Source organism: Paraburkholderia fynbosensis, assembly GCF_902859935.1.
Lineage (GTDB): Bacteria > Pseudomonadota > Gammaproteobacteria > Burkholderiales > Burkholderiaceae > Paraburkholderia > Paraburkholderia fynbosensis.
In genome coordinates this window covers 53,906-80,536 of the sequence record NZ_CADIKI010000003.1, presented here as the reverse complement: position 1 = coordinate 80,536, position 26,631 = coordinate 53,906, and the positions used below count along the sequence as shown (strand labels likewise).

Annotated in this window: 27 protein-coding genes; 13 read left to right on the top strand and 14 right to left on the bottom strand. The window is 64.6% G+C overall.

Going from position 1 to position 26,631, the window contains the following annotated elements; translation table 11 throughout:
* Positions 1-26: 26 nt before the first annotated feature.
* From HV770_RS06065 to HV770_RS06055, 3 genes are all read right to left on the bottom strand, one after another.
* The gene (locus tag HV770_RS06065) at positions 27-740 is read right to left on the bottom strand and encodes an ABC transporter permease (protein WP_121316851.1); all 714 of its coding nucleotides are present in this window, start codon (positions 738-740) and stop codon (positions 27-29) included.
* Positions 737-1,426, bottom strand: a complete 690-nt coding sequence (locus HV770_RS06060) for an ABC transporter permease (RefSeq protein ID WP_175158559.1) — start codon at positions 1,424-1,426, stop codon at positions 737-739. The genes HV770_RS06065 and HV770_RS06060 overlap by 4 nt, the downstream gene beginning before the upstream one ends.
* A gap of 346 nt (positions 1,427-1,772) precedes the next feature.
* On the bottom strand, positions 1,773-2,549 hold the full coding sequence (locus HV770_RS06055; RefSeq protein ID WP_175158558.1) for an ABC transporter substrate-binding protein: 777 nt from the start codon (positions 2,547-2,549) through the stop codon (positions 1,773-1,775).
* 699 nt (positions 2,550-3,248) lie between these two features.
* On the opposite strand from HV770_RS06055, the gene HV770_RS06050 reads away from it, so the two are divergent.
* Positions 3,249-3,956, top strand: a complete 708-nt coding sequence (locus HV770_RS06050; protein WP_175158557.1) for a pirin family protein — start codon at positions 3,249-3,251, stop codon at positions 3,954-3,956.
* Between the two features lie 198 nt (positions 3,957-4,154).
* Here the strand turns inward: HV770_RS06050 and HV770_RS06045 are convergent, their stop codons facing one another.
* On the bottom strand, positions 4,155-4,691 hold the full coding sequence (locus HV770_RS06045; protein ID WP_121316855.1) for a Spy/CpxP family protein refolding chaperone: 537 nt from the start codon (positions 4,689-4,691) through the stop codon (positions 4,155-4,157).
* A 219-nt stretch (positions 4,692-4,910) separates the two neighbouring features.
* On the opposite strand from HV770_RS06045, the gene HV770_RS06040 reads away from it, so the two are divergent.
* Together HV770_RS06040 and HV770_RS06035 are read left to right on the top strand one after the other, a co-directional pair.
* Positions 4,911-5,636: a response regulator gene (locus HV770_RS06040; RefSeq protein ID WP_012432166.1), complete on the top strand. Its 726-nt coding sequence runs from the start codon at positions 4,911-4,913 to the stop codon at positions 5,634-5,636.
* Positions 5,620-6,936 (top strand): ATP-binding protein, encoded by a 1,317-nt coding sequence (locus tag HV770_RS06035; protein WP_175158556.1) that lies wholly within the window; start codon positions 5,620-5,622, stop codon positions 6,934-6,936. Before HV770_RS06040 ends, HV770_RS06035 begins: the two co-directional genes overlap by 17 nt.
* A gap of 108 nt (positions 6,937-7,044) precedes the next feature.
* On the opposite strand, the gene HV770_RS06030 is transcribed toward HV770_RS06035, so the two are convergent.
* Both HV770_RS06030 and HV770_RS06025 read right to left on the bottom strand, forming a co-directional pair.
* Positions 7,045-7,311, bottom strand: coding sequence for a double-stranded DNA-specific endonuclease (locus tag HV770_RS06030; RefSeq protein WP_074763386.1), 267 nt, complete (start codon positions 7,309-7,311; stop codon positions 7,045-7,047).
* A gap of 168 nt (positions 7,312-7,479) precedes the next feature.
* Positions 7,480-9,171, bottom strand: coding sequence for a sensor domain-containing diguanylate cyclase (locus HV770_RS06025; protein WP_175158555.1), 1,692 nt, complete (start codon positions 9,169-9,171; stop codon positions 7,480-7,482).
* Positions 9,172-9,884: 713 nt separating this feature from the next.
* Between HV770_RS06025 and HV770_RS06020 the strand changes: the two genes are divergently transcribed.
* Complete coding sequence (locus HV770_RS06020; RefSeq protein ID WP_175158554.1) at positions 9,885-11,636, top strand: ABC transporter permease; 1,752 nt, start codon at positions 9,885-9,887, stop codon at positions 11,634-11,636.
* A gap of 19 nt (positions 11,637-11,655) precedes the next feature.
* The gene (locus HV770_RS06015; protein ID WP_175158553.1) at positions 11,656-13,002 is read left to right on the top strand and encodes an ABC transporter ATP-binding protein; all 1,347 of its coding nucleotides are present in this window, start codon (positions 11,656-11,658) and stop codon (positions 13,000-13,002) included.
* Between the two features lie 84 nt (positions 13,003-13,086).
* On the opposite strand, the gene HV770_RS06010 is transcribed toward HV770_RS06015, so the two are convergent.
* The 3 genes from HV770_RS06010 to HV770_RS06000 all read right to left on the bottom strand — a co-directional run bounded on the left by HV770_RS06010 (position 13,087) and on the right by HV770_RS06000 (position 15,639).
* On the bottom strand, positions 13,087-13,656 hold the full coding sequence (locus tag HV770_RS06010; protein WP_241991300.1) for a hypothetical protein: 570 nt from the start codon (positions 13,654-13,656) through the stop codon (positions 13,087-13,089).
* Positions 13,653-14,231 carry a hypothetical protein gene (locus HV770_RS06005; protein ID WP_175158552.1) on the bottom strand — a complete coding sequence of 193 codons (579 nt, stop codon included), beginning with the start codon at positions 14,229-14,231 and terminating at the stop codon, positions 13,653-13,655. The genes HV770_RS06010 and HV770_RS06005 overlap by 4 nt, the downstream gene beginning before the upstream one ends.
* A gap of 349 nt (positions 14,232-14,580) precedes the next feature.
* On the bottom strand, positions 14,581-15,639 hold the full coding sequence (locus tag HV770_RS06000) for a sigma-54 interaction domain-containing protein (RefSeq protein WP_175158551.1): 1,059 nt from the start codon (positions 15,637-15,639) through the stop codon (positions 14,581-14,583).
* A 335-nt stretch (positions 15,640-15,974) separates the two neighbouring features.
* Here HV770_RS06000 and HV770_RS05995 point away from each other — a divergent pair, with 335 nt between their 5' ends.
* The 6 genes from HV770_RS05995 (at position 15,975) to otsA (ending at position 20,682) form a co-directional block, all read left to right on the top strand.
* Positions 15,975-16,292 (top strand): ElaB/YgaM/YqjD family protein, encoded by a 318-nt coding sequence (locus tag HV770_RS05995; protein WP_175158837.1) that lies wholly within the window; start codon positions 15,975-15,977, stop codon positions 16,290-16,292.
* A gap of 52 nt (positions 16,293-16,344) precedes the next feature.
* The gene (locus HV770_RS05990) at positions 16,345-16,608 is read left to right on the top strand and encodes a hypothetical protein (protein WP_175158550.1); all 264 of its coding nucleotides are present in this window, start codon (positions 16,345-16,347) and stop codon (positions 16,606-16,608) included.
* A 302-nt stretch (positions 16,609-16,910) separates the two neighbouring features.
* The gene (locus HV770_RS05985) at positions 16,911-18,311 is read left to right on the top strand and encodes a sigma-54-dependent transcriptional regulator (protein ID WP_175158549.1); all 1,401 of its coding nucleotides are present in this window, start codon (positions 16,911-16,913) and stop codon (positions 18,309-18,311) included.
* Positions 18,312-18,422: 111 nt separating this feature from the next.
* Positions 18,423-18,659: a hypothetical protein gene (locus HV770_RS05980; protein WP_175158548.1), complete on the top strand. Its 237-nt coding sequence runs from the start codon at positions 18,423-18,425 to the stop codon at positions 18,657-18,659.
* Between the two features lie 150 nt (positions 18,660-18,809).
* The gene (locus HV770_RS05975) at positions 18,810-19,022 is read left to right on the top strand and encodes a hypothetical protein (protein WP_175158547.1); all 213 of its coding nucleotides are present in this window, start codon (positions 18,810-18,812) and stop codon (positions 19,020-19,022) included.
* A gap of 229 nt (positions 19,023-19,251) precedes the next feature.
* Positions 19,252-20,682 (top strand): alpha,alpha-trehalose-phosphate synthase (UDP-forming), encoded by a 1,431-nt coding sequence (gene otsA, locus HV770_RS05970; RefSeq protein ID WP_175158546.1) that lies wholly within the window; start codon positions 19,252-19,254, stop codon positions 20,680-20,682.
* 168 nt (positions 20,683-20,850) lie between these two features.
* Here otsA and HV770_RS05965 read toward each other — a convergent pair whose 3' ends face one another.
* From HV770_RS05965 to HV770_RS05945, 5 genes are all read right to left on the bottom strand, one after another.
* Positions 20,851-22,293 (bottom strand): MFS transporter, encoded by a 1,443-nt coding sequence (locus tag HV770_RS05965; protein ID WP_175158545.1) that lies wholly within the window; start codon positions 22,291-22,293, stop codon positions 20,851-20,853.
* A 122-nt stretch (positions 22,294-22,415) separates the two neighbouring features.
* Positions 22,416-22,919, bottom strand: a complete 504-nt coding sequence (locus HV770_RS05960; protein ID WP_175158544.1) for a YbhB/YbcL family Raf kinase inhibitor-like protein — start codon at positions 22,917-22,919, stop codon at positions 22,416-22,418.
* 183 nt (positions 22,920-23,102) lie between these two features.
* A complete protein-coding gene (locus HV770_RS05955) occupies positions 23,103-23,549 on the bottom strand; it encodes a very short patch repair endonuclease (RefSeq protein ID WP_175158543.1) in 447 nt (148 codons plus the stop codon).
* A 68-nt stretch (positions 23,550-23,617) separates the two neighbouring features.
* On the bottom strand, positions 23,618-24,898 hold the full coding sequence (gene dcm / locus HV770_RS05950; protein WP_175158542.1) for a DNA (cytosine-5-)-methyltransferase: 1,281 nt from the start codon (positions 24,896-24,898) through the stop codon (positions 23,618-23,620).
* 279 nt (positions 24,899-25,177) lie between these two features.
* On the bottom strand, positions 25,178-25,498 hold the full coding sequence (locus HV770_RS05945) for a hypothetical protein (protein WP_175158541.1): 321 nt from the start codon (positions 25,496-25,498) through the stop codon (positions 25,178-25,180).
* Positions 25,499-25,672: 174 nt separating this feature from the next.
* Here HV770_RS05945 and HV770_RS05940 point away from each other — a divergent pair, with 174 nt between their 5' ends.
* Together HV770_RS05940 and HV770_RS05935 are read left to right on the top strand one after the other, a co-directional pair.
* Positions 25,673-25,864: a CsbD family protein gene (locus HV770_RS05940; protein WP_175158540.1), complete on the top strand. Its 192-nt coding sequence runs from the start codon at positions 25,673-25,675 to the stop codon at positions 25,862-25,864.
* A gap of 247 nt (positions 25,865-26,111) precedes the next feature.
* A complete protein-coding gene (locus HV770_RS05935) occupies positions 26,112-26,333 on the top strand; it encodes a hypothetical protein (RefSeq protein ID WP_175158539.1) in 222 nt (73 codons plus the stop codon).
* Positions 26,334-26,631: the final 298 nt, after the last annotated feature.

The window sequence follows — 26,631 nt, the reverse complement described above, 5'->3', positions numbered from 1 at the left end:
TGCCAGGGGCACGGTGGTGCCCGGTTTTACTTGCCTTGCGGCCGCAGGTAAGCGAGCCAGCGGCGCTCGGCGCGGCGGAACAGCCACACGAGCGCGAAAGAAATACAGAGGTAGAGCAGGGCGGCGATGCCGAACGCGTTGAACGACTGATAAGTCGCGGAGTTCACGTCGCGGGCGATCTTGAGGATGTCCGGCACCGTCGCGGTGAAGGCGACCGTGGTGGCGTGCAGCATCAGAATCACTTCGTTGCTGTAATAGGGCAGCGCGCGGCGCAGCGCCGACGGCAGAATCACGCGCCGGTACAGCGTGAACGACGACATCCCGTACGCGCGCGCCGCTTCGATCTCGCCATACGGCGTCGCCTTGATCGCGCCGGCGAAAATCTCGGTGGTGTACGCGCAGGTGTTCAGCGTGAAGGCGAGCAGCGTGCAATGCATGCCGTCGCGAAAGAACGCGTTGGTCAGCTCGTTATTGCGGATGATTTCGAGGCTGTACAGGCCGGTGTAGCAGAGCAGCAGCTGCACGTAGAGCGGCGTGCCGCGAAAGATATACGTGTACAGCCACACGAGGCCGGCGAGCCACTTCTTCTTCGACACCCGCGCGACCGCGAGCGGAATCGACAGACAGAAGCCCAAACCGATCGACACCACCAGCAGCCACAGCGTGATCGCGAGGCCGGTGAAGCGGTAGCCGTCGGTGAAGAGATAGTTGCGCCAGTATTCCTGAATGATCGCGATCATAGATCCGCCTTTCGCACGCCGGTCGAGTAGCGCTTTTCGAGGTATATCAGCACGAAGTTGGACACGGTGGTGATGGCGAGGTAGATCGCCCCTGCGAGCAAAGTGAAGAAGAAGAACCGCAGCGTGCCCTTGCCGGCATCCTGCGAAGCCTTGACGACGTCCGCAAGACCGATGATCGACACGAGCGCGGTGGCCTTGACCATCACCTGCCAGTTATTGCCGATGCCGGGCAGCGCGAAGCGCATCATCTGCGGGAACATCACGCGCCTGAAGACCTGCCAGCTCGTCATGCCGTAGGCCGAGCCCGCTTCCAGCTGGCCGCGCGGCACCGCCAGAAACGCGCCGCGGAAGGTCTCCGTGAAGTACGCGCCGTAGATGAAGCCGAGCACCGCGACGCCCGCCACGAACGGATCGATGTCGATCTGGTCCCAGCCGAGCATGTCGGTCAGGTTGTTCAGCCAGATCTGGATGCTGTAGAACAGCAGCAGCATCAACACCAGATCGGGCACGCCGCGCACGAGCGTCGTGTACACCGTGCCGACGCCGTAGGAAAGGCGGTTCTTCGACAGTTTCGCCGCCGCGCCGAGCAAGCCCAGCACGAAGGCGAACACCAGCGACAACACCGCCAGTTTGACGGTTTGCCAGGTGCCGTTGAGAAGCAGCGGGCCGTAGCCTTGAAGAAACATATGGGGTCCTTGACGATGCGTTTGCGACGCACCGCGAAAGACGCGGCCAGCTCTGCGCCGCGTTTGCCGCGAGCCGGATGCTCGCTGTGACCTGCGGCGCACAGCGCACCGCTGTGCAAATCATGACTGCATGGACGTTGCCGGCCTTGCAGCGCGCTTGTTGGGAAACTTGTCTCGAAACGGTTTGAATCTACTGCCGACTGACTGACTTTCCGACTCTAGTACGAAGCCCCGGGAAAGCCCATGCGGGCGAGCCCCGAGTCTCGCGGATGCTGCGTGCTGCTTATTTTGTGCTGCTTGCTACCCGCTGCGGGCCGCTTGCGCGGCAACCGCCCGGCGCCCCGGCTTAATGCCCCGGGTAGATGTCGAACTCGAAGTACTGCTTTTCGAGCTTCTCGAAGGTGCCGTCCTGGTGGACTTGCGCCAGCGCTTTGTTGAACATCGCCTTCAGATCGGCGTCGGTCTTGCGCAGGCCGATGGCCGTGCCGTCGCCGATCGTCTTCGGATCCTGCACCGCCGGACCGGCCCAGCCGAAGCCTTTGCCGCGCGGCGTCTTCAGGAAGCCGGCGTCGGCCTGGATCTGGTCCTGCAGCGCGGCGTCGAGGCGGCCCGAGCCGAGATCGGCGTACACCTGATCCTGATTCTGGTAAGGCACCACGATCACGCCCTTGGGCTCCCACCAGACCTTGGCATAGGCTTCCTGAGTCGAACCCTGCTCGACGCCGACGCGTTTGCCCTTCAGCGACTCGACCGTGGGCAGGAGCGGCGAGCCAGCCTTGGCGATCATGCGGGCGGGGGCGTCGAACAGCTTGTCGGAGAAGTCGATCTGTTCGCGGCGCTTGTCCGTGACGGTCAGCGACGACACGATCGCGTCGAACTTGCGGGCCTTCAGTGCGGGAATGATGCCGTCGAGATCCTGTTCGACCCAAACGCACTTCACGTTCATCTTCGCGCACAGCGCGCGGGTCAGATCGACGTCGAAGCCGACGACCTCGCCGCTCGGCGCTTTCGATTCGAACGGCGGGTAGCTGGCGTCCACGCCGATGCGCACGGTCTTCCACTCTTTCGCCATCGCGCCGGTGGCCATGAGCGCAAGCGCCACGCACAGTGCGAACTTCTTCATGTTTCTCCTGGATCAAACTGATCGTCTTGGGATGACCCGGCGACCGCCGGCGCTGGGCCGGCCGTCGCTATTCTAGGCGGTCAAAATTGTTGCGCCGCGCGGGATGCTGCTGCGCTTTGGCGGCGGCATTTTTGAGGCGTCGAGGAAACCCGGCGCGGACCCGAAGCCTGCGCGCGAGCGCCTCGCGGCCAACCATGCCGGGTCCGCTGGCGTACTTGGGCGCCCACGCATCTTGAAAAGCGCGGTATTTTACCCGAACAGAGGCAAGGCGTCAGGCAGGACGCCGATGACGGCTAACTGGCCGTTGTTGGCGTTGTGCGTGCGCGACGTTGCGGGTGATTTGCTCCGATTGCGGCGAGCGTGGCGGTGGCGCGTCCTTTTCGCGTCGGCTAGTTTTGGGCAGGTTTGTGCCCCGCGTGGATTTGCTCCTGTGCGGATTTGCGTTTGCGCCGGCCGGGCGCCGGCTCGCGTATGGGATTTGCGCGAGGTTTGCGGGTCTCGCGCGGCTTGGCGGCTTGGCGGTTTCGCGGCGAGGGCGGCTCTTTCGCCGTCGCAGTCCTGGCCCGAACGTCCGCCCACCACGCCCGCGCCCGATTGCCCGTATTTATGGAACGATCCGGTGCACTCGCGCCTGATTGTTTGGCGGCCGCGCTGCCCCTACATTCTCGTCATCGCTATTTACATACCGGGAGTATTTCCATGATCGAGATTCGCCGTTCCGAAGAACGCGGCCACGCCAACCACGGCTGGCTCGACTCGTATCACAGCTTCTCGTTTGCCGACTATCGCGACCCGCAGCATGTGCATTTCGGCCCGCTGCGCGTGATCAACGAAGACCGCATCGCCGGCGGCGAGGGTTTCGGCACGCACGGCCATCGCGACATGGAGATCGTCACGTATGTGCTCGAAGGCGCGCTCGCTCATCGCGACAGCATGGGCAACGGCTCGACCATCCGTCCCGGCGACGTGCAGCGCATGAGCGCGGGCACCGGCGTGCAGCATAGCGAGTTCAACGCATCGCAGGACGAGCCCGCGCATCTGTTGCAGATCTGGGTGATTCCGAAGCGCGCGGGCGATCAGCCCGGCTATGAGGAAAAGCGTTTCGACGCCGCCGACAAGCGCGGCCGGCTGCGTGTGGTCGCGTCGCCCGATGGCCGTGACGGCTCGGTGACGATTCACGCGGATGCATCGATCTATGCGGGTTTGATCGACGGTGCGGAAGCGGCCACGTTTGCGTTGCCGAAGGGCCGTCTCGCGTACGTGCACGTGGCGCGCGGTGCGCTGACGGTGAACGGGCAAGCGCTTAAGGCAGGCGATGCCGCAAAGCTCAGCGAAACCGATACGGTGACGCTCGAGAAGGGCGAGAACTCCGAAGTGCTGCTGTTTGATCTCGGTCAACTGAACTGAGATGAACGGCTGATCGACGGATCGTGTCGGCGGGTCTTCGTTGCGCTAATGAATGAAAGTGGAACGAGCTTGCCGTCGCAAAACAGAAGCCAGTAGCACCACGCAAAAACGCCACGGATATTTTTCCGTGGCGTTTCTATTTGCATCGACAGGAACAAGACGGCCGCATAGGCCCGCCTTGCTGCTCGCTCGCGCCGCTTACTGATTCGCGGCCGGCGCCGACGCCGCGCCCTTGTGATGCTCCCAGCGATCGCGCATCTTCTCGTGGCGAGATTCCATCTTCGCGAAGCGCTGCTTCAGCGCCGTGCTGACGGTGGTCTTCTGCTGATCGTTCAAGCCGTCATAGAACTTGAGCCATGCGTCGGTGGTTTGCTGACGCAGTTGCGCGTCCTTCTGCTCGACTTGCTGATGCGCGGCGGCCATCGCGTTCAGATCGAGGATCGGCTGTTGCTGCGCAGCCTTGAACTGGCTCTTGATCTGCTCGTGATTGGCGCGCATCGCTTCGTGGCCCTGCTTCATCGTGTCGAGCGCGGTTTGCCATTGCTTTTCCTGATCCGCGTTCAGTTTCAACTGGTCGTGCAGTTGCGTCAGCTGCTTCATGAAGTGGCCATGCCAGCCGCCGGGACCGCCGTGGCCGTCAGGCGAGGCGGGTTGTGCGGCAAAGGCGGCACCCGTGCCGATGGCGAGGGCGGTGGTGGCAACGGCGAGAACGCGCGACATCTTTTTGATGGACATATAAGGCTCCTTGTAATGGAATAGCCGACGATGCAACCGGTCATGTGGACTGCGTGCATTCGGTAAGGCACAGCGTAGAGAAGCTCGCCGATGGCTGTGTTACGTGGCTTGATGCGGCTATTACGGACCATTACGCCTGCCTTTCACAGTAACACCCGGTAACCCTTGAGGGGCATCGGTTAACGAAAACCCTTCCTGCTGCGCGTTAAACTTCATTCCATGGCTACTCAAATACTTGTTGTCGACGACGACGTCGAATTGCGCGACCTGCTGCGCGACTATCTGGCCCGCCAGGGCATCGAAGTGTCGGTGCTGCACGACGCGGGCTCCCTCGAGCGCAGGCTCGAACGCGAACGTCCCGACCTCATCGTGCTGGATCTGATGATGCCCGGTGTCGACGGACTCACGGCGCTGCGCAAGCTGCGCGCGTCAGGCGACGACATTCCCGTGATCATGCTCACGGCGCGCGCGGACGACGTCGACCGCATCGTCGGCCTCGAGCTCGGCGCGGACGACTACCTCGGCAAGCCGTTCAATCCGCGCGAGTTGCTCGCGCGCGTCCAGGCGGTGCTGCGGCGGCGCCGTACGTTGCCGTCGGCGGCGGCGCCGGAGCAGCGCGAGCCGTTCAACTTCGGTCGCTTCACGCTCGACTTCCAGTCGCGCACGCTGCATCTGGAAGACAAGCCGCTCACGCTGTCCGGCAGCGAGTTCGCGTTGCTGAAGATCTTCGTCAATCACCCGATGCGCACGCTCACGCGTGAGCGCCTGCTCGAACTGCTGCACGGTCCCGAATACGACGGCACCGACCGCGGCATCGACGTGCAGGTGTGGCGCCTGCGCCGTATCCTCGAAACCGACCCGTCCACACCGCGCTTCATTCAGACCGTGCGCGGGCGCGGCTACGTGTTCGTGCCCGACGGCGAGCAACATGCGCCGGCCCATTGATTCGCTGTTCGGACGACTCGCGCTGCTAGTCGTCGCGGTGCTGTTGCTGTCGCACTTCGCCTGGTACGCGCTGATGCGGCTCGAACGCTCGCAATTGCAAACGCGCTACGCGGTCGAGGAAGCGACCTTCCTCGTCGACGCGGTGCGCCAGCACGTCGCCCGTACGCCGGACCAGCCGTTGCCGTCGCGCGTCAGACTCGTCGACCCGGCGAGCCCGGACGTGCCGCCCGAGAGTACGGAGATGCCGCCGCCGCTCGAACGTTTCGTCGAGGACGTGCGTGAGCGCATGCCTTCCGATACCCAGGTGCGGGTCGGCTTGCCGGGCCGCCCGCCCGCGCTATGGGTGCGCGCGGCCAACGATCACAGCTGGATCGTCGTGCCGATGCAGCCGTTGCGCATGCCACGCTCGCTCGACCGTACGGTGCTGTGGCTCGTCATCATCTTCTCGTTCGCGGTGATGGCGGCGCTGTTCGCCGCCTGGGCGTTGCAGCAGCCGCTGCGCTCGCTGGCCCAGGCGGTGGCGCGCTTCGGCCGCGGCCTGCCGGTGCCGCCGGTGCCGGAGCGCGGTCCGCGCGAATTGCGGCAACTCACGCACGGCTTCAATCAGATGGTTCAGGAAGTGGCGCGCACCGAGAACGATCGCGCGGTGATGCTGGCCGGTGTGGCGCACGATCTGAAAACGCCGCTGGCGCGTTTGCGGTTGCGCGCCGAGATGATGGACGAGGTGAAGATGCGCGACGGCGTGGTGCGCGACGTCGATTCGATGACGCATATCGTCGAACAGTTTCTCGTGTTCGCGCATGACGGCGCCGATCGCAGCGAAGCCGTCGAAGTGGACATGCAGTGCGAGCGGGTCGTGCGCAGCTATCGCGCGGTGGCCGCCGGTGCGCCCAGCGTGCTGACCGAACTTAACGCGGGGCCGGCGTTCCTGCTGCCCGCCGCCACGCTCGACCGGATTCTGTCGAACCTGCTCGACAACGCGCACGCATACGGCGCGCCGCCGGTCACCGTCGCCACCGCGCGCACGGCGCAAGGCTTCACGCTGTCGGTGAGCGACAACGGCAGCGGCATCGCCGCTCAGGATCTGTTCAACGCGAGCCGGCCGTTCGTGCGGCTCGACCCGGCGCGCGGCGGCAACGGCCATAGCGGACTCGGGCTCGCGATCGTCGAGCGGCTGGTACGGCGTGCGGGCGGAGAGTGGGAGATCGGCAACCACGGCGGCCGTGGCTTGCGGGTTTTGATGAGCTTTCCATTTGAGGCGTTGCCGCGCGTGGCGGCGGCTTCGGAAAGCGCGTGGTAGTTCTCTGGTAAATGCCAGGCGGTGCGGACGCGATGCGTCTGCACCGTATTGATAGTCGATTTGATGAACCCCGGACGCATCGTTCCGAGCGTGGCGCTCAAGCGGGGACTAGTCCGAGAACAGCGTGTTCAATGCATTTGCCGCGTCACTGTCCACCGTGTTCCATGTCACCGTTTCCGCTTCGAAAATATAGTGCGTCGTGTATTTGCCAAGGCGCGCCAGGATCTCTTCCTGAATCAGCTCCGGCGCGACGGCCAGCTTCAGGTACCACGCGGTAGACGACAGACGCGTCTGGAACGCACCGTATTCCGCCAGCAGATGATCGAACGCGTCAGCATCCTGATCGCGACAGACGATGACCAAATTTCCCTTCATGCGAATCTCCCGTTAAATCGGTAGCGTCAACCTCGATGTCAGAGTCGATCATACCTGCTTCGTTACGGAAAGCTCCGCGCTGCGCGCTTGCGCTATGTCGGTCGAAGCACACATCGGCGCGCGGGAGCGGCAGGGGAGAAAGGCGCAGGAAGGGCGCCAGCCGGCGCTTTACCAGACGTTCGCTACCGTGCGTGCGGGCGGTGCGGTGTCGTCGGGCGGCAGCGCTTCGGTGCGGTCGCGGCCGCCGGTTTTCGCGGCATAGAGCGCGGTGTCGGCACGACTCATGAGGCGCTCGGGCAGATCGTCCGGCGACAGTTCGGTGATGCCGATGCTCACGCTCAAGCCCACCGAGGGCGGCAGCTTCGGCGAGGGCACCGCTTTCAGACGCAGGCGCAAGCGTTCCACGACGTCGCGGCCGCTGGCGAGGCCGGTGGCCGGCAGCAGCAAGCCGAACTCTTCGCCGCCGAGCCGGCCGATCGCATCGGCGCCGCGCAGTTCGGCGCGGCAGGTGTCGACGAAATGTTCGAGCGCGCGGTCGCCGGCGGCATGGCCGAAGCGGTCGTTGATCTGCTTGAAGTGATCGAGGTCGGCGATCGCCATGCACAGCGGCTCGTTGTTCGCATGCGCGCGTTCGATCTCGTGGCGCAGCAGATCGAGGAAGTAACGCCGCGACAGCGCGCCGGTCAACACGTCGTGGCGCGCTTCCGCTGAGAGCAGCGTATTGGCCGCCTGCAACTGCTCGGCGAGGTCGCGCGTGGCGCGATGGTGGCGCCGCTCGCGCACATACGACACGGTGATCACCCACGCCAGCGCGACCGTGCCAGCCAGCGTCAGAAACACCAGCAGATGGTCGCGCTTGTGATTGCGCAGCAGTTCCGGCCAGGCCGCGAGCGGGTCGACCAGATGCGCGGAGAGCCCCGAATTCAGGCCGACGCGGTCCTGATACAGCGCCGGCATCCGCTGCTCGCTCATGCCGAACAACTGGCCGGCGACCGCCGCGGGCACCCACGGAGCCTGTTCGCGCACCTGGGCGGCGACGCGAATCTGCATGCCGGGGAAAGTTTCGCGGTGGTAGACGAGCCTGCGCTCGGCGGGGCTCATCTGCGTGACGCGCGAGTTCGGCAGCGTATGGCCTTCGAGTTCGCTGTTGTGCGCCATGATGATGACGCCGTTGTCGTCGGCGACGAAGGTGCCCGCGTGCGCAACCCAGTGGCGCAGCCGCGCGATCCCCACTTTGGCGACCACCGCCCCGACCAGCAACCCCTCCGCGTAAACCGGCGCGGCGATGAAGATGCCCGGCTCGCCGCTCGTGCGGCCGACGCCATACGCTTCCGAGAACGCGCCGAGCAGCGCGCTCGTCAGATAGCCGCGCATGCGCATGTCGACGCCGACGAACGAGTGCTCCGCCGCGATCGGGTTGTCGATCGAGTTGCTCGACGCCACGCAAATGCCGTTGGCGTTTACGAGCCAGACCTGGTCGAGCCCGGAGAAACCTTGTGCGTCGTGCAGGAAGCGGCTGACCGTGGTCATTCGCGCATCTTTTAGCAGCGCGGCGCGCAGGGCGGGTTCCGCCGCCTCGCTGTTCGCGGCATAATTCTGGGATTGCACCAGGGCGCGCTGGACCACGTCCATTTCGGCCATGGTTGCGGGGATGGCGCGGGACATGGCGAGGTCGCTGGCAATCACCTCGGCCATGTTGTCGACGATCGACGCGGACATTTGCCGCTGCGCGCGCAGCGCCGCGTCCAGCTCTTGCTGTACCATCCGGTCCGCGACCATGCCGGCCACAAACCAGCAAACCAGTACGATCAGCACGAAGCTGACCGGCCCGGTTGCCTGGCGCAAGGTTGTCCCGTTCATCGACCCTCTGATCCGTCTGGCTGTGACATGCAACTAGCTCATTCGTGGCAGCGCGCAGGCGCTGTGTCGACCCTTAGGAAGCGGCTGCCCGCGCCGCCGCTGCGGCCCGGGATAAACCGCACGCTGACAAACATGCGCGTCATTTTCTGATTTTAACCGGCATGGGGCCAGACGCCACCGTTATTGCGGGAATGCGAAGTGCATAAACGAAGGCTGTCCGGCTCTTAACGGCACGCGAGCCGGATTCTTGATGGCTGCGTGGGTCGTCCGGGTGGTTCGCCGCGTGTGGCCGGCGTGGCGGCGATGAGCCGCGCTGTGGCTCACGCACCACGATCGACGGTTCGCGCCAACGTGCCGCGGCGCCGGCCAAGGCCGGCGTGGCGCGGGCGGGGGCGATTTATCGCGATTTGCCGTGAAAGGTTGTGCCTGAAACATAGGATGGTGTAGTGTCGTGCCGTCCAAAACAAGGAAAGCTCGCCAGCCTTCGGGCGGCGCCTGCGGCGACAGGAGTCCGGCGTGATGGGGTGGTCCTGGACGGCTCGTCCATGACACGTCCGTTACCGGCCCACGTGTCTCCAACGCTAACGATTTACCGCGCACACGCGTTTTCCCATGCATGATTTCCGCTTTCCGGACCGATCTTCAGACCGCCGCGCCGAAGCCGCGGCCTCCTTCGAGCGAACCAGTGCCTGCATCGAAGGGGGGGGCATCTAATGGATTTCAGTTTTAACCTGAAGCGCACCGCCAATGCGTCGGCATGGCGGGTGCTGCCCAATCGCTGGGACTTCGTCGCCTTTCCGTTGATCATCTGCATGATCGCGATGGCGGCGATCGGCTTTCACGAAACCCTTGCGCCGATGTCGACGCTCAAGACCCAGGCGATCTCGCTCGATCCGGCGAACCTGCCCGAGTACGCGATGCGCACCACGCTGCGCATGCTCGCGGCGATGGTCGCCTCGCTCATCTTCACGCTGGTCTACGGCACGCTCGCGGCCAAGAGCCGCCGCGCCGGCCTCGTGCTGGTGCCGATTCTGGACATCCTGCAGTCGGTGCCGGTGCTCGGCTACATTTCGTTTACGGTCACGTTCTTTCTCGCGCTGTTTCCGGGCCGCGTGCTCGGCGCCGAACTCGCGGCGATCTTCGCGATCTTCACGAGCCAGGCGTGGAACATGACGTTCAGCTTCTATCAGTCGCTGCGCACGGTGCCGCGCGATCTGGACGAAGTGTCGCGCGGTTTTCATCTGACCTCGTGGCAGCGCTTCTGGAAACTCGAAGTGCCTTTCTCGATGCCGGGCCTCATCTGGAACATGATGATGTCGATGTCGGGCGGCTGGTTTTTCGTGGTCGCCTCCGAAGCGATCACGGTCGGCAACAACACGATCACGCTGCCGGGCATCGGCGCGTTTCTGGCGCAGGCGATCTCGGAGAAGAACCTGCATGCGATCGGCTGGGTGATCCTCGCGATGACGGTCGTGATCCTCGCGTATGACCAGTTCCTGTTCCGTCCGCTCGTCGCGTGGGCCGACAAGTTCCGCATGGAAACCACCAGTTCGGGCGACGCGCCGGAGTCCTGGCTGCTCGACCTGATTCGCCGCACGCGCCTGATTCACCGCCTGCTGGTGCCGATCGGCTGGATGTTCGCGAAGGCCGCGCGGGTGCGCTTCCAGTTGCCGGCGTTCAGCGCGCCGCGCTTCCAGATTCCGCAGCGCGAGAAGAGTTCGAAGCTCGGCGACATCCTGTGGGCGGCGTTCGTGCTGATCGCTACCGTCTACGTGGTGTACCGCGTGTTCCTCTATGTGCGCACCGGCGTGACGCTCGAAGAGGTCGGCCACGTGCTCGTGCTCGGGCTCATCACGCTGCTGCGGGTGGTGGTGCTGATCGCGATCGCCTCGGTGATCTGGGTGCCGGTCGGCGTGCTGATCGGCCTGCGCCCGGCGCTGGCGGAAAAGATCCAGCCCCTCGCGCAGTTCCTCGCCGCGTTCCCGGCGAACCTGCTGTTTCCGGTGTTCGTGATCATGATCGTGCGTTTCCATCTGAACCCGGACATCTGGCTGTCGCCGTTGATCGTGCTCGGCACGCAGTGGTATATCCTTTTCAACGTGATCGCCGGCGCGAGTTCCTATCCGAACGACTACCGCGAGGCGGCCAAGAATTTCCACATCCGCGGCTGGCAGTGGTGGCGTCAGGCGATGCTGCCGGGCATCTTCCCTTATTACGTGACCGGGGCGATCACCGCGTCGGGCGGCGCATGGAACGCGAGCATCGTGGCCGAATTCGTCCAGTGGGGCGATACGAAGGTGGCCGCTCACGGGCTGGGCGCGTACATCGCGCAGACCACCGCGGCGGGCGACTATCCGAAGATCATCGTGGGCATCGCCGTGATGTCCTTGTTCGTGACCCTGTTCAACCGCCTGCTGTGGCGTCCGATGTACGCCTACGCCGAAGCCAAGCTCCGGCTCGATTGAGATATGAAGGCATAACGCGATGCAAAATCCCAAAGCTGCTATGACCGCCGCGCCGACCCAGACGCCGCCGAAGCCGCCGCGCCTCGGCGAAGAGATCCTGCGTGTCAAGGACGTGTGCCGTGGTTTCAACAAGACGCAGGGCGAGCTGCTCGTGCTCGACGCCGCGAACCTGTCGTTGCGCGAAGGCGAGATCGTCGGATTGCTGGGCCGTTCGGGCTCGGGCAAGTCGACGCTGCTGCGCATCATCGCCGGTCTGATCGAGCCGACCGACGGCGAAGTCACGTATATGGGCAAGCCACTCGACGGCCCGGCGAAGGGCGTCGCGATGGTGTTCCAGACCTTCGCGCTGTTCCCCTGGCTGACCGTGCTGCAGAACGTGGAAGCCGGTCTCGAAGCGCAAGGCGTCGGCGCCGCCGAGCGGCGCACGCGCGCGTTGGCCGCGATCGACCTGATCGGTCTGGACGGTTTCGAAAACGCGTATCCGCGCGAGTTGTCGGGCGGCATGCGGCAGCGCGTCGGCTTTGCACGCGCGCTGGTGGTCGACCCCACGCTGCTGCTGATGGACGAGCCGTTCTCCGCGCTCGACGTGCTGACCGCCGAAACCCTGCGCACCGATCTGCTCGATCTGTGGACGCAAGGCCGCATGCCGATCAAGGCGGTGCTGATCGTCACGCACAACATCGAGGAAGCGGTGTTCATGTGCGACCGGATTCTGGTGCTGTCGTCGAATCCGGGCCGCGTGATCGCCGAGATCAAGGTGCCGTTCAAGCATCCGCGCAACCGGCTGGACCCGGCGTTCCGGCGTCTGGTCGACGACATCTACGCGAAGATGACCGCGCGTCAGACCGACGAAAAGACCAAGAAGGGGCTGGAGCTGCATAGCTGGCTGCCGCATGTGTCGACTAACCTGATGGCCGGTCTGATCGAGACGCTGGCCGCCGCGCCGTATCACGGCCGCGCGGACATGCCGGAAATCGCGCGCTCGCTGCATCTGGAGGTGGACGACCTGTTCCCGGTGGCCGAAGTGCTGCAGCATCTGGGTTTTGCCGACGTGCGCGAAGGCGATATTTTCCTGACGCCGCCCGCGCGCGTGTTCTCCGAATTCGGTACGCAGGAACGCAAGATGATGTTCGCCGAGCATCTGCTGCGGCACGTGCCGCTCGCCGCGCGGATTAAGAAGGTGTTGAACGAGCGGCCGGGGCATCGCGCGCCGCGCGTGCGCTTCGAGCAGGAGCTGGAAGATTTTCTGTCGGACAGCGCGGCAGAAGAAACGCTCGACGCGGTGATCAACTGGGGCCGTTATGGCGAGATCTTCTCGTACAACGACCAGACCGAAATCTTCAGTCTGGAAGACGTGGAGTCTTGAGGCGTAGCGGGTCTGATTGATTCAGACAGACAAGACAAGGAAGGCGGTTCGTGCGAAAGCGGCAGGGGAGACCCCGCCGCTTTTTTATTGCAGATTGCCCCAGCGTTCGACCGCCGGTTCGGCCGAAGCCCACTTCCAGCCCTTGTCCTGCTGGCAAGCGCTCGCCGTGAACCAGGCTTGCGGCGCGTTCGGCCCGTCGCCGTCCTTCACCGAGAACACGAACTCCTTGCACAGCGCGAGCGCCGAACCGAACGCGCGCGTCACGCGCACCTCGCCGTGCCCGTTCTCGATGGGCAGCGTGTGCTTGACCGACCAGGGCCGCGTCTCGCCCACCGGCATCGCGCCTGCCAACGCGGCGATCAGGTCCTGTTGGTCCTTGTGCATGCTGCGCATGTAGCGACCGACGACTTCGTCTGTCGCGGCCTGCACGGCGATACCGACGCCGATCGCGACGGCCGGGTTCGAGGTCACGAGACCCGATGCAACGCCCGCCGCCGCGCCGCTCGCGGCGCCGACGGACGAACAGCCGCTCGTCAGCAGGCTTGCGCCGACGCAGAGCGCGCCGGCCGCGATCAGCCGCAGACGGTTGCCGGACAATCGCGCGACACGTGCGCGAGCCGCCGCGCGCGAGACGCGAAGCGAGAGCGTCTTCATTGCAGCGCGCCCCAGCGTTCGGTGGCGGGTTCGGCCGACGCCCACTTCCAGTTCTCGCCGTCACGGCAGACCGACGCGACAAAGAACGCGCTGCTCGCGGGGACGTTTTTGGTGGCGGTCTCGTCGACGGAGAAGACGATTTCCTTGCAGTCGAGCGCGCCCGTGCTGATTGCGCGGCTGACGGTGACGCGCCCGTGCTGATCGTCTTCGATCGGGAAGGAGTGGGTCACGCCCCATGGCGCGACCGCGCCGACCTCGAGCGGTCCGGCCGCTCTGGCGATGCTGTCCTGCGTATTCCGATGGACCACGCGCTCCGAATACTGCACGCCGGCGCGGGCCGCCGCCACTGCGCCGAGGCCGATGCCGGTGGCGACTGCCGCGTTGCTCGTGACTTTCGTCGCGACCGCCGCGCCCGCGATACCGGCGCCTGCCACGGCACCTTCGGAGTAAAGCGAGCTGCAGCCGCTCAACGCCGACGACGCAACGAGCGCGAATGCGACGAGCGCCGTTGCACGCTGACGTGCGCATCTGGCCGTTGTTTTTGCCCTGCCGGCCCACACCGTGTTTTTTTGCATTTCCCTGTCTCTGCTCGTGCAAGTGCCTTTCATTCACGCGAGAAGCGAGCGCGAACGTGCGGCACGTCGTTCCAATACGCTGCCGCATTTTGCAGGATGCGTTTTGTAATTGGCAGTGGCAAAGTGCAAGAAATTGCAAAACATGATGCAGACCAAACCGGTTTCTGGTGAGCGAAACCAGGAATTTGCCTGGTAATGCGAAGCAATGCACGAAGCGATGCGGAGCCGGCTGTTTCGCCCGCTGCATCCACATTATCGGGATAGTGGAGCGGTACTCACGCGAGGGATCGCGTGAGTACCGGGCCAGGCAAGGCAGTGGTTCAGCGCAGGGGCTCGTCTTGCGAAACGCTTACTGTTCGGCTTCTTCTTCCGCGCCTTCGTCGCCGTATGCGCTCAGGCGGTTGTACAGCGTCTTCAAACTCACGCCGAGCGCTTTGGCCGCGCGCCGCTTGTCGCCGCCGCAATACTTGAGCGTACCGAGGATGATCTGCTTTTGCGCATCGGCGAGCGGCGTGCCGATCCACACGCTCATCGCGTCACCCTGCGTGACGGCTTTTTTAACCCGCGACGCGAGATGCGGATGCGGCAGCTCGACGGTCTTCTCCGCGAGAATGAACGCGCGATACACCGCATTCTTCAACTCGCGCACGTTGCCCGGCCACGACCAGGTGCGCAGCGTTTCGATCGACCGTTTGCTGAAGCTCTTGCTCGTGCCTTCCTGCTGATTCAATTGCACGAGGAAGTGTTGCGCGAGCAGTTCACGGTCGCCGTCGCGCTCGCGCAGTGGCGGCGCGCGCAAAGGGAACACCGCGAGCCGGTACATCAGGTCTTCGCGCAAGCCGTTTTCCTTCACGGCCACCGCGGGGTCGCGATTGGTGGCGGCGATCACGCGCACGTTGCCGCTGATCAGGTCGGTGCCGCCGACCCGGTAGAAGGTGCCCGTTTCGAGCGCGCGCAGCAGTTTGACCTGGCGCACCGGCGCCATTTCGGTAATTTCGTCGAGGAACAGCGTGCCGCCGTTAGCGTGTTCGAAGTAGCCGACGCGGCCTTGGACCGCGCCGGTAAAGCTGCCTTTTTCGTGGCCGAACAGCTCGGCTTCGATGAGTTCATCGGGAATCGCGCCGCAGTTCACGGCGACGAACGCGGCGTCCTTGCGGCTGCTTTGATCGTGAATCGTGCGGGCGATCAGTTCCTTGCCGGTGCCGGATTCACCGATGATCAGCGCGGTCGCGTCGGTGCTGGCGACGCGCTCGATCTGCTCGTACAGATCCAGCATGATCGGCGACGAGCCGTACAGCAGCCCGTACGATTTCAGTCCCGCGACGCCGTCCGCGACGCGCTGCTTCGCCTGTGGCGAAGCATTGCCGCCGGCGGAGACGGTGGGCGAGTCCAGATCGATTGACGCCATAGACGGTCCTGTGCAAATGAGTGTGTTGTTACGGCGCGCAGGCCTTGGACGCGAGACAGCGCGGTCCAGCCGATATCTCGCAGAAGTCGATTTAACCACTTCGACACGGTTTCCGGCAATCTAACTAACGCAGTGAGACGGACATTCGCGCGCGATCGGTCGAATGTGCATGACGCAACGAGCGGGGTCCTGGAAGGCCGGTTTTACCGGGCACAGCGTTTGCGCCAACGGCCCGACACGCGTGTGTTTTTCCGCGGCGAACATCGACGCAGGGTGCGAAGCCCCGTGACGCCCCGGTGCGCACACGAACGCGGAATCTAGACGAGGAGTGAATGATGACTGACACCACGCAACAACTTGCACTCGGCGGCCAGAAGATTGTCGAGGATCTGCGGGTGCTGCTGAAGGACTCGGAGGAAATGCTGCGGCTCGCCGCCAACGTCCCGGGCGAGGGCGTGGACGCGCTGCGCGACAGGCTAGGCACGCACGTGGAGACGTTGCAATCCGCGCTGGGCGATGCGCAGCACAACGCGCAGCGGCGTTACCGGGTAGCCACCGTCAGCACGGAGCGCTACGTGCGGCACAACCCATGGCGTGCGATCGGTATCGCGGCGGGTGTAGGCTTTCTGCTGGGCGTCCTGACCGCGCGCTGAGTGGCGAGCGCGGTGCGGACCTTATCCGCTTCACGATCACGAGGAGTTCACGATGGCACGACCAATTGGCATCTTCGGTGCATTGATGGCGCTGGGCGGCTTTCTGGCAGTCCGTTACGTGCAGAGCAAGCGCGCGGCCAAGTTGCCGTCTGCGCGGGAATTGAGCCGCTGGGAAGGCGAGGGCGGCGCTGTCGCCACGCCCGCGTCCCCCGCAGCGGGCCTGGCAACGGCAAGTGCGAGCCCGGACGCGCACGCAGCGAACGGCCCGGCGCATACGAATGGCGATGGCCGGGCGTGGCCGTTTCCGCGCAGTTAAAGCGGTGGCTGCCCCGTATCGCGGCCATTTCACATTGACGCACGTCGCCCCAAGCCAAAAGGTTAATTTGTTTGGATAAAGCCGTATAATGGGTAAATACACAACAATGCTGCGGCGATAGTCGGGAATTCCCTGGTTATTGTTGCAGTATTGTATGAAGTCACCGGCGAGTGCGCGCGCAAAAAGTCAATGCGTTCGTCATATCCGAGGCGCGGTGCGGTAGAGCGCGCCACCGCCGGCCCGCTTTTCAGCATGCACATTGGCATGCTTCCCTACCCACGCTTGCAGCTTTTCGAGACGCGATGCCACATGTACTGATTGTCGATGACGATGCCGGTACCCGCGAGGCGCTTTCCGCCATCATTGGGGAAGACGGTCTGACCACCGCCACCGCGGGCGATTTGCGCGAAGCGCGCATTCAACTGATCCGGCAGATGCCGGACGTCGTTTTTACGGACCTGAAGCTGCCCGATGGCAGCGGGGTCGATCTGTTCGAAGATCTGGATCCGCGCTCCGGCGTGGAGGTGATCGTGATTACCGGCCACGCCACGGTGGAGTCGGCGGTCAACGCGCTGAAGATGGGCGCCACCGACTACCTGGTCAAGCCGATCAACATGCAGCGCGTGAAGGCGATCCTGTCGCGTTTGCCGCGCGCCGGCGACCTGAAGGCGGAAATCGGCACGTTGCGTGGCGAGCTGCGCCGCATGGGACGCTTCGGGCTGATGCTGGGCAACTCGCCGGCGATGCAGGAGGTCTACGACCAGATCGGCCGCGTCGCGCCGACCGCGGCCTCCGTGATGCTGGTGGGCGAGTCGGGCACCGGTAAGGAAGTCGCCGCGCAGACGCTGCATGAACTGAGCTTGCGCCGCAAGCACGCGTTCCTCGCCGTCAACTGCGGGGCGATCTCGCCGAATCTGATCGAATCGGAAATGTTCGGTCACGAGCGCGGTTCCTTCACCGGCGCGGACCGGCAGCACAAGGGCTATTTCGAGCGCGCGAACGGCGGCACGCTGTTTCTCGACGAGATCACCGAGATGCCGATCGAGCTGCAGGTGAAACTGCTGCGCGTGCTGGAAACCGGCATGTTCATGCGGGTCGGCACGACCAAGGAAATCGAAACCGATGTGCGCCTGATCGCGGCCACCAACCGTGACCCCGAGCAGGCAGTGCTGGAAGGCAAGCTGCGCCTCGACCTCTACCATCGGTTGAACGTGTTTCCGATCAGCCTGCCGCCCCTGCGCGACCGCGGCAAGGACGTCGAACTGCTCGCGCAGGCTTTCCTCGACGAACTCAACGAGCGCCACAGCACGAAGAAGCACTTCCCCGCCGCCGTGAAGGAAATGCTGATGTCGTATCCGTGGCCGGGCAACGTGCGCGAGCTGAAGAACTATGTGCAGCGCGCGCACATCATGTCGGGCACGGATTCGGACAGCACGGCGACGGTGCCGTTGCAGATCACGCTGTCGAAGCCCGCTGCCGGCACGGCCATTACGATTCCGTTCGGCACGTCGCTCGCCGAGGCGGACCGTCAGCTGATTCTCGCCACGCTCGAACAATGCGGCGGGGTGAAGACGCGCGCCGCGGAGATTCTCGGCATCAGTCTTAAGACGCTGTACAACCGGCTGGTCGAGTACGGCAACGACGCGCGCGAGGAAGGCGATGCCGCCGACGAATCGCGCGCACTGGGCGGCGCGGACGCCTGACGGGCGCGGCTTGGCGCCCGTCCGCACTCCCATCGCCCAGCCAGCCGGGAGCGCGTCTTAGCGGCACAGGCCTTGCTGCGATCCGAAGGAACGCAAACGAGGATAACCGACATGCCGGACTACGCCGCCGCTCCCGCGCTTCCCCCTTCGAAGCACGCTCATCGTCCCGAGCCGATCGAACCGCCGTCGCCGCCGCCGAACCCGGCCGAGCCCGACACCATCCCCACTCCGGATCCGGAGCCGATCGAACCGATCGAGCCCGTCGCTCCGCCGATCGGTGATCCGCCCCCGCAGCCCACGCAGACGCCGCAAGCTGTCGGCACCCTGACGCAGCGAATGCAACTCTGACACGTCCGCTACACCGGGCACCCGTCTGACGCAGCAAATTTGTGTATTTGTTACAAACCGGGCGCATCTTTTACCGGCAATTTACCTTCGCGCCCCCTAGACTGTATGGATGCCGCTGGATAGCGGCGCGCTTCCCCGGAGGCAACGATCATGAGACATCCCGCATTGCGACGCTCAGCGCGCCATTCGAAGCGCGACGCCCGGCCAGGCGGCAGCCAGACCGAGCCCGCGGTGTCGCCGGACCCGGCCGCGCAGAACCGCGTGGCGCCCGACGCGCCGCCCGACGGCGAGCACAACCAGGGCGGCGCACGCAAGGAAGGGCTCGATTACCAGCGCGATCTGGGCTCGGAACAGGATGCGTGAGTTCGTCCGAACCCCATTCGAACGATTTTGACGGTCGGAGCGTCTGTTCCGGTTTCGTCGGCTAGTACAGCAAAAATTCCTTTGTGATGCGAATTCCTCGCGGGTTTCTGCTTGCCCGTCACATTTGCATACATTTTTATTTTCCCATGTCGAAATTCGGCACGCGACTTGCATACACCTTTCGGCATATGTCCGCATGCAACGAAACAACTGACTAGGTGGAGAACCAATGAGCAGACTGATCGTGGTATCGAATCGTGTCGCACCCATTCAGGAAGGACGCCCAGCAGCAGGTGGCCTGGCGATCGGCGTGCTGGACGCGTTGAAGGAAACCGGCGGGGTCTGGTTCGGCTGGAGCGGCGAAACGGTGAGCGAGCCGTCCGCTCCGGTCATCGAAAAACAGGGCAACGTGACCTACGCGACCGTGGGCCTCACCAAGCGCGACTATGACCAGTACTACCGCGGTTTTTCCAACGCGACGCTGTGGCCGACCTTCCACTATCGCAACGATCTCTCGCGCTACGACCGCCAGGAATACGCGGGCTATCAGCGCGTCAATGCGACGCTCGCGAAGCAGCTCAAAGAGCTGCTCAAGCCCGACGACATCATCTGGGTCCACGACTATCACCTGCTGCCGTTCGCGCGCTGCTTGCGCGAACTCGGTGTGAAGAATCCGATCGGCTTTTTCCTGCATATTCCGTTTCCGGTGCCGGAAGTGCTGCGCACGATTCCACCGCACGAAGAACTGGTCAAGGCGATGTGCAGCTACGACGTGATCGGTTTTCAGACCGAGGCGGATCGCCAGTCGTTCGTCGACTATATTGAGCGCGGCCAGCACGGCACCTCCAGCGAAGACGGCATGGTGCACGCGTATAACCGCTTCCTGAAGGTCGGCGCGTATCCGATCGGCATCTATCCGGACGCGATTGCGAAGGCCGCCGAGCAGTTCACCGACCGCAAGCCGGTACGCAGCCTGCGCGACGGCATGCGCGGGCGCAAGCTGATCATGAGCGTCGACCGCCTCGATTATTCGAAGGGGCTGGTGGAGCGCTTCCAGGCGTTCGAACGATTGCTGCTGAATGCGCCGGGCTGGCACGGCCGGGTCTCGCTCGTGCAGATCGCCCCGCCGACGCGCGCGGACGTGCAGACCTATCAGCGCATCCGTCAGACGCTGGAGGGCGAAGCGGGCCGCATCAACGGACGTTTCGCGCAGCTCGACTGGACGCCGATCCAGTACCTGAATCGCAAGTACGAACGCAATCTGCTGATGGCGCTGTTCCGTCAGTCGCAGGTCGGCTATGTGACGCCGTTGCGCGACGGCATGAATCTCGTCGCGAAAGAGTATGTCGCCTCACAGGACCCGGCCGATCCCGGCGTGCTGGTGCTGTCGCAATTCGCCGGCGCGGCCGAGCAGTTGCCGGGCGCGCTGGTCGTCAATCCGTTCGATCTGTCGCAGATGGCCGAAGCGCTGGAGCGCGCACTGTCGATGCCGCTCGCCGAGCGCCAGGCGCGTCACGCCGACATGATGGCACCGATGCGCGAGAACAATCTATCGGTCTGGCGCGACACCTTCCTCGCGGATCTGCGCAACGTCGCGACCGCCTCTTCGGTGACGGCCAAAGCGGTAAAGCTCGCTGACGTGACGGCGTCTTCGTCGTAGCCGGATCGGCGCCTCTTTCGGTCTTGAGGGAGGCACCCAGGCTGTCACGTCCAGGCGGGATTGAAATCAAGATCGGAGAACGAACGAAACAGAAAGAGCGCGGATCATGTGATCCGCGCTCTTTCTGTTTGTGCGTGCGATGTGTGCGATGCGAGGGGGAAAACTGCGTCAAACGGCTGGCGTGCTGCCCGGCTGCATGACGCGCACCGTGCTAACCACCGAAGCCACCGCCGCGAAGCCCGCCGCCACATATAGCGCCACGATCGGCCCGGTTTGCGGCGCAATGCCGAAGATCAGCGCGACCAGTGCCGCACCGAGCGTCTGCCCGGTCAGGCGCGCGGTGCCGAGCATGCCGCTCGCGCCGCCGCTGCGCTCACGCGGCGCGGCCGAGAGGATGGTGCGGTTGTTTGGCGACTGGAAGATGCCGAAGCCAGCGCCGCACAACGCCATGCGCCACGAGATCTGCCATGCGTCCGGATGCGGGCCGAGCGTGGCGAGCAGCAGCAGTCCGAGCGCCAGCGCGGCGAGGCCGATGCCGCCCAGCCAGCCCGCCGACACCTTGTCCGACAGCACGCCGGAAAGCGGCGCCGCGAGAATGATGATCGCGGGCCACGGCGTCATCAGCAGACCGGTTTCGACTTGCGATAACCCCAAGGTTTCCTGCAGCAGAAACGGCAGCGACACGAAGGCCAGCATCTGCGCGCAGAACGAGCAGACCGAGGTGCCGATCGACAGCGCGAACACAGGAATCTTCAGCAGATCGATCGGCAGCAGCGGCGCCGACTGAGTCAACTGACGGCGCACGAAGAAGTAGCCGATCACGAGCGCGGCGATGGCTTCGACCGTGACATAGCCGTACCGCTCGCCGTGGCCGAGTCCGTCGACCGCAAAAATCAGCAGGCCGAACACGAACGCGTTCATCACGGCGCTCAGGTAGTCGTACGGCGAGTCGTGGCCAGGGTTCATCGGCAGCGCCTTGAAGCCGCCGACGATCGCAGCGATGCCGATCGGCACGTTAATCGCGAACAGCCACGGCCACGACGCGACCGCGAGCACGCCGGAGGCCACCGTCGGCCCGACCGCCGACGACACCGCGACCACCATCGCGTTGATCGCGACGCCACGGCCGAGCTGCGCGGGCGGATAGATCATGCGTACCAGCGCGGTGTTCACGCTCATGATGCCCGCCGCGCCGAAGCCTTGGATCACGCGGGCGAACGCGAGGGTCGGCAGCGAGGTGGACAGCGCGCAGCCGAACGAGGACACCGTGAACAGAACGAGGCCGCTCAGATAGACGCGCCGGTAGCCGATGCGGTCGCCGAGCGAGGCGAGTGGCAGCAGCGAAATGGTGATCGCCAGCTGATAGGCGTTGACGACCCAGATCGAGCCGGCCGCGCTCGCGTGCAGGTTGCGCGCGATCGTCGGCAGCGCGACGTTGGCGATCGCGCTGTCGAGCACCGCGAGCGTGAGCCCGAGCGCGATGACCAGCATCGCCCAGTAGCGTTGTGGCAGCGGCAGGCCGAGTTCGGCGCCGGTCTCGGGCGACGCGGCGGGGGCGTCGGCTGCAGCGCTCGGCGAGGAGGGGCCGTTGCGCGAGGATTGTGCGTGCATCGATTGTTCGATTTGTAGTGGGATGGCCCGGCGATCCGCCGACGACCGCGCGCGCGGCTCGCCGTGCACGGTAAAACGCACTGCCGGCGCCGCGAACGCGAGCCGGCAGTGCGTGCCGTGCGTTACTTGAGTTCGTACAGGCCCGTGTGGGTGGTGGAGTCGAGTTCGTTCAGATGGGTCATGAAGCGCGCCACGGCGTTGGTGGTGTCCGCGTTGATCGGCAGATGCGGCACCTTCAGCGCATGCAGACGGAAGATGTAGCGATGTGCCCGGTCGCCGCGCGGCGGCGCGGCGCCGCCGAAGCCGACCGTGCCGTAGTCGTTGCGCACCTGCAGCGCGCCTTGCGGCAGCAGCGAGCCGTCCGCTTTGCCGGCGTTGCGCGGCAGCGAGCGGGCGTCGCCCGGAATGTTCACCACGACCCAGTGCCAGAAGCCGCTGCCGGTCGGGGCATCGGGGTCGTGCACGGTGAGCGCGAAGCTTTGTGTGTCCGGCGGCGGCGCATCCCACTGCAGCGCGGGCGAGATGTTCTCACCGTCCACGCCGAACGCCTTATCGTGATATTCGTGCGATTTCGGCATGAAGCCGTTGGTGGGAAAGTCGTCGGACCAGAGACGGAAATCAGCCATGATGTGCCTCCCTTGTTGATTGGTTCTGGGATAGTCGGAGCGTGCGGTTGCGTGCTGGACGGGGTGCGGCGCACCGTCCGCAACGGCGCACAAAAAGGCTCCGAAGTAGCCTGTCGAGTGTATCACCAGCGGCTGCGGGATTCGCCCTGCCCGGGCAGGCGACAGGCCGGCGACAGGCGGCTTTCAGCCGCGTTCCTCGAAGCTCGGCGCGTCGCTTTTCAACCAGTCGACGAGCCGTTGCAACACGCCCGCGATGTCGCGATTGGCGCCACGCAACGCGCATTCCCACACCACCGCCACACGCCAGCCGTCGTTGAGCAACGCGTGGCGTACCTTGTCGTCATTGCTGCGATTGCGGCCGATCTTCTCGTGCCAGAATTCCGGCCGCGTTTGCGGCCATTTGAACAGACGGCAGTCGTGGCCGTGCCAGAAGCAGCCGTGCACCAGCACGACCGCGCGATAGCGCGGCAACACGATGTCGGGGCGGCCCGGCAGATCACGCGCATCGAGACGAAAGCGAAAGCCCTGGCGATGCAGCAGGCTGCGGATCAGGATTTCCGGTTTGGTATTGCGGCCGCGAATGCCGGACATCATCCGGCTGCGTGTCGCGCTGTCGACGATATCGACCATCGCGTCAGTGCCCTGACCTGGATGCGACGTCGCCGCGACGCCGGCGGGCCGTCACGGCGACGCGCGGTTCACGCGTACAGCGAAAGGGCTTGCTTCGAGCCATGCGAGTTGTCCTCGGCGAGCAGGGTTTGCACATGCGGCAGCATGATGCGCGCCACTTCGTGCATCACCGGCATGACGACGCTGTTGCCGAATTGCCGGTAGGCCTGGGTGTCGCTGACCGGAATCCTGAAGGTGTCGGGAAAGCCCATCAGCCGCGCGCATTCGCGTGGTGTCAGGCGGCGCGGGCGTAGCGCTTCGCCTTGGTACACGAGAATCTCGGAGCCGTCCTTGTGATAGCGCGCCGACAGCGTGCGCGTCACGCTGTCCGGATAGGCCATGCCGAAGCCGAAGCCGTTGCCCGCCGCGCGGTGTTTGGCCGCGTAGTTCTGCAGATAAGTCCAGAGGTTCGGTGTGAGCGTGTACTTCGGCTGCACGCGTTGCGCGGTGTGGTCGAAGAAGCGGTCGTGGTCCCACGGCAGCACCGGTTCGCTGCCATCCGTGCGATGCAGGATCGAGCCGAGCCGCGGGCCCTGTTCCGGCAGATGCAGGTCGTCCCAGGAAAACGCGGTCTTGCCGCGAAAGCCGACGATGATGATCCGCTCGCGATGCTGCGGCGTGAAATGCTGGCCGTCGATCACGCGGTAGTGCACTTCATAGCCGAGTTCGTCGCGCAAGGTTTGCAGGATCACGTCGAAGGTGCGGCCCTTGTCGTGCGACAGCAGGTTCTTCACGTTCTCCAGCAGGAACGCGGCGGGGCGCTTCGCCGCGATGATCCGCGCGACGTCGAAAAAGAGCGTGCCTTGCGTCGTGCATTCGAAACCGTGCGGCCGGCCCAGCGCGTTCTTCTTGCTGACGCCGGCAATCGAAAACGGCTGGCAGGGGAAGCCGCCCAGCAGTACGTCGTGACCCGGCACCTCGTCGGCGGGGAAGGCGACGATGTCGCCGATCAGCGCGTGGTCGCCGCCGCCGGGATAGTTCTCGCGGTACGTTCTCGTCGAAAAGTCGTTCCATTCGCTCGTGAACACGCAATCGCCGCCGTGCGCCTCGAAGCCCATGCGAATTCCGCCGATACCGGCGAACAGATCGATGAAACGGAATTGCGCGTCGCCGGCCGTGCCGCTGCCGGTTCGCGCGCGTTCCTGCAACAGATCACGCAGGGCCGGCTCGAGCATCGCCGGGCACGGTGTTTCGCCTTTTTCCCAGCGGCGCACCGTCTTGATGTCCTTGCCGACGTGCGCGGCGATTTCTCGTTGAGTGAAGCGGGCGCGCGCCTGCCGGAGCAGGTTGAGCGGTGCGGCGAGGGTCACAGGTGTCCTTGCTGGGAATTTTTGCGGACATTATGACCTAAGGTCGTCCCGTTTTCGCTATTTTAGGGATTCCGGGGCGGAATTTTCGCGGATGCGGAGAGCGTCGGCGGCTGGAGCGGGGTGCCGTCGTGGTACGGGCAGGCTGGGAGCCGGATGCGGAGTCCGATATTGCGGCGTATGTCGACGCTGCGACCCGGATCGCGCGCTCGCGGGTTTTGATCGCGCGGGGCAGTCGGCGGCCCCGCGTGTCAGGCGCAGGCGGGCCGGTTCGACTGGATGTTAGTGATGACCGCTGGCGCTGTCGGGATACGGCGGCGCGTATAGCGCGGCGGTGGCGGGAGCGAGCGTGTCCCACGCCGGTTGAGCTTCGAACTGGTCGAGTTGCAGCAGGAGGCTGTCGACCGTGCACAGTTGCGCGTGGGAAAGATGGCCGGTGTCGAGCAACGCGTGCAGACGCTTGCGCCAATAGGTGGGGGGCAGGATCGGACCGGCCAGGTCGCCGTGTAAAGACGTCCGCATCACGCGCCCAATGTGCGCGATGTCTCCATCGATCAGCGTGGACTGGGATGATCCTGAAAGCGTATTGGGTGTGTGATCCATAGCTCCTCCATGGCCCTTTTACGGCACGCCGCGGCGGAACTTTAGGCATTTCTTTAAATATTTTTCGGCCGTGCCGGCCGACCCGTCGCTTCGGCGCGCAGCGTGGGCACATCCGTTGCTCAATATCGGCACTGGCGTAACGTCGCGCCGGCATTCCAGACAGTGGAGCCGAACATGAACAAGGACCAGGTAAAGGGTGCGGGAGAACAGGTCAAGGGCAAGGTCAACGAAGCCGTCGGCAAGGTCACGAACGATCCGGCCAAGGAAGTGAAGGGCGACTTGCAACAAGGTGCGGGCAAGGCGCAGAAAGCCTATGGCGATGCGAAAGAAGACAGCAAGGACGATGCGAAGCGCAACATGCCGTAATGCGGCTTGCGGGTGTTTCTGAATGACCGCCGGCATCATTGCGGCGGGAGAGGCGCTTCGGCGCCTCTTCGCGTTTTGATTTCGCGTGGCTGCTTTCTCGCGCCTGGAGCAGGGCGGCCTGTCAATTGCGCTTGCCCGGATGTTCGAACGCAACTGCCTGGGAGTAACCCGCAATCGGTGGCGCGGAGCATTCCGGGCGCGGGGTGGCGCCTTTAGACTTGGCGCATCCTACACGGAGGCATCGCCAATGACACCCGAAAAAGTACTTTCGATGTTCGAACGGCAGTACCTGGAGGGCAAAGTGCCCGTTGACCTCGAATCCACCTGCGCGAGTTTCGCCACGTGGTTGTCGACGGCATGGGCATTGCTCGACGGCGAGCAGAAGACGCTGCTGCTGACGGTTGGCGCGGCGTTGTGGCGTGAGGGGTTCAACCTTCGCGCGGGCACGGCGACCAAGGATTTGTGGTGAACGGGCGGCGGCGTGCGAAGCTGGCTTCTTGCGCTCGGGCTTGTTCGTGAGTCGCGGCGGCGATTCCGGCTGCAGGTCCGCGTTGTGAGTTTGAGAAAAGCGTAGCGCGTTCCGATTCACGCTTCGGCTCACCGAGGCGCTCTCGCACGCGTTGCGTCGCGTCGGTTTATATTTGGCGGTCCCGCGATCGCGGCACGCGCGTGAGCGTCATCGAAGCCGGCCGTTTATCGATGCCGCTTGTCGCGCGCCCGACGGGCCTCCCAATCGCACGACTTTCGTACAAGGTTGACACCGTCAC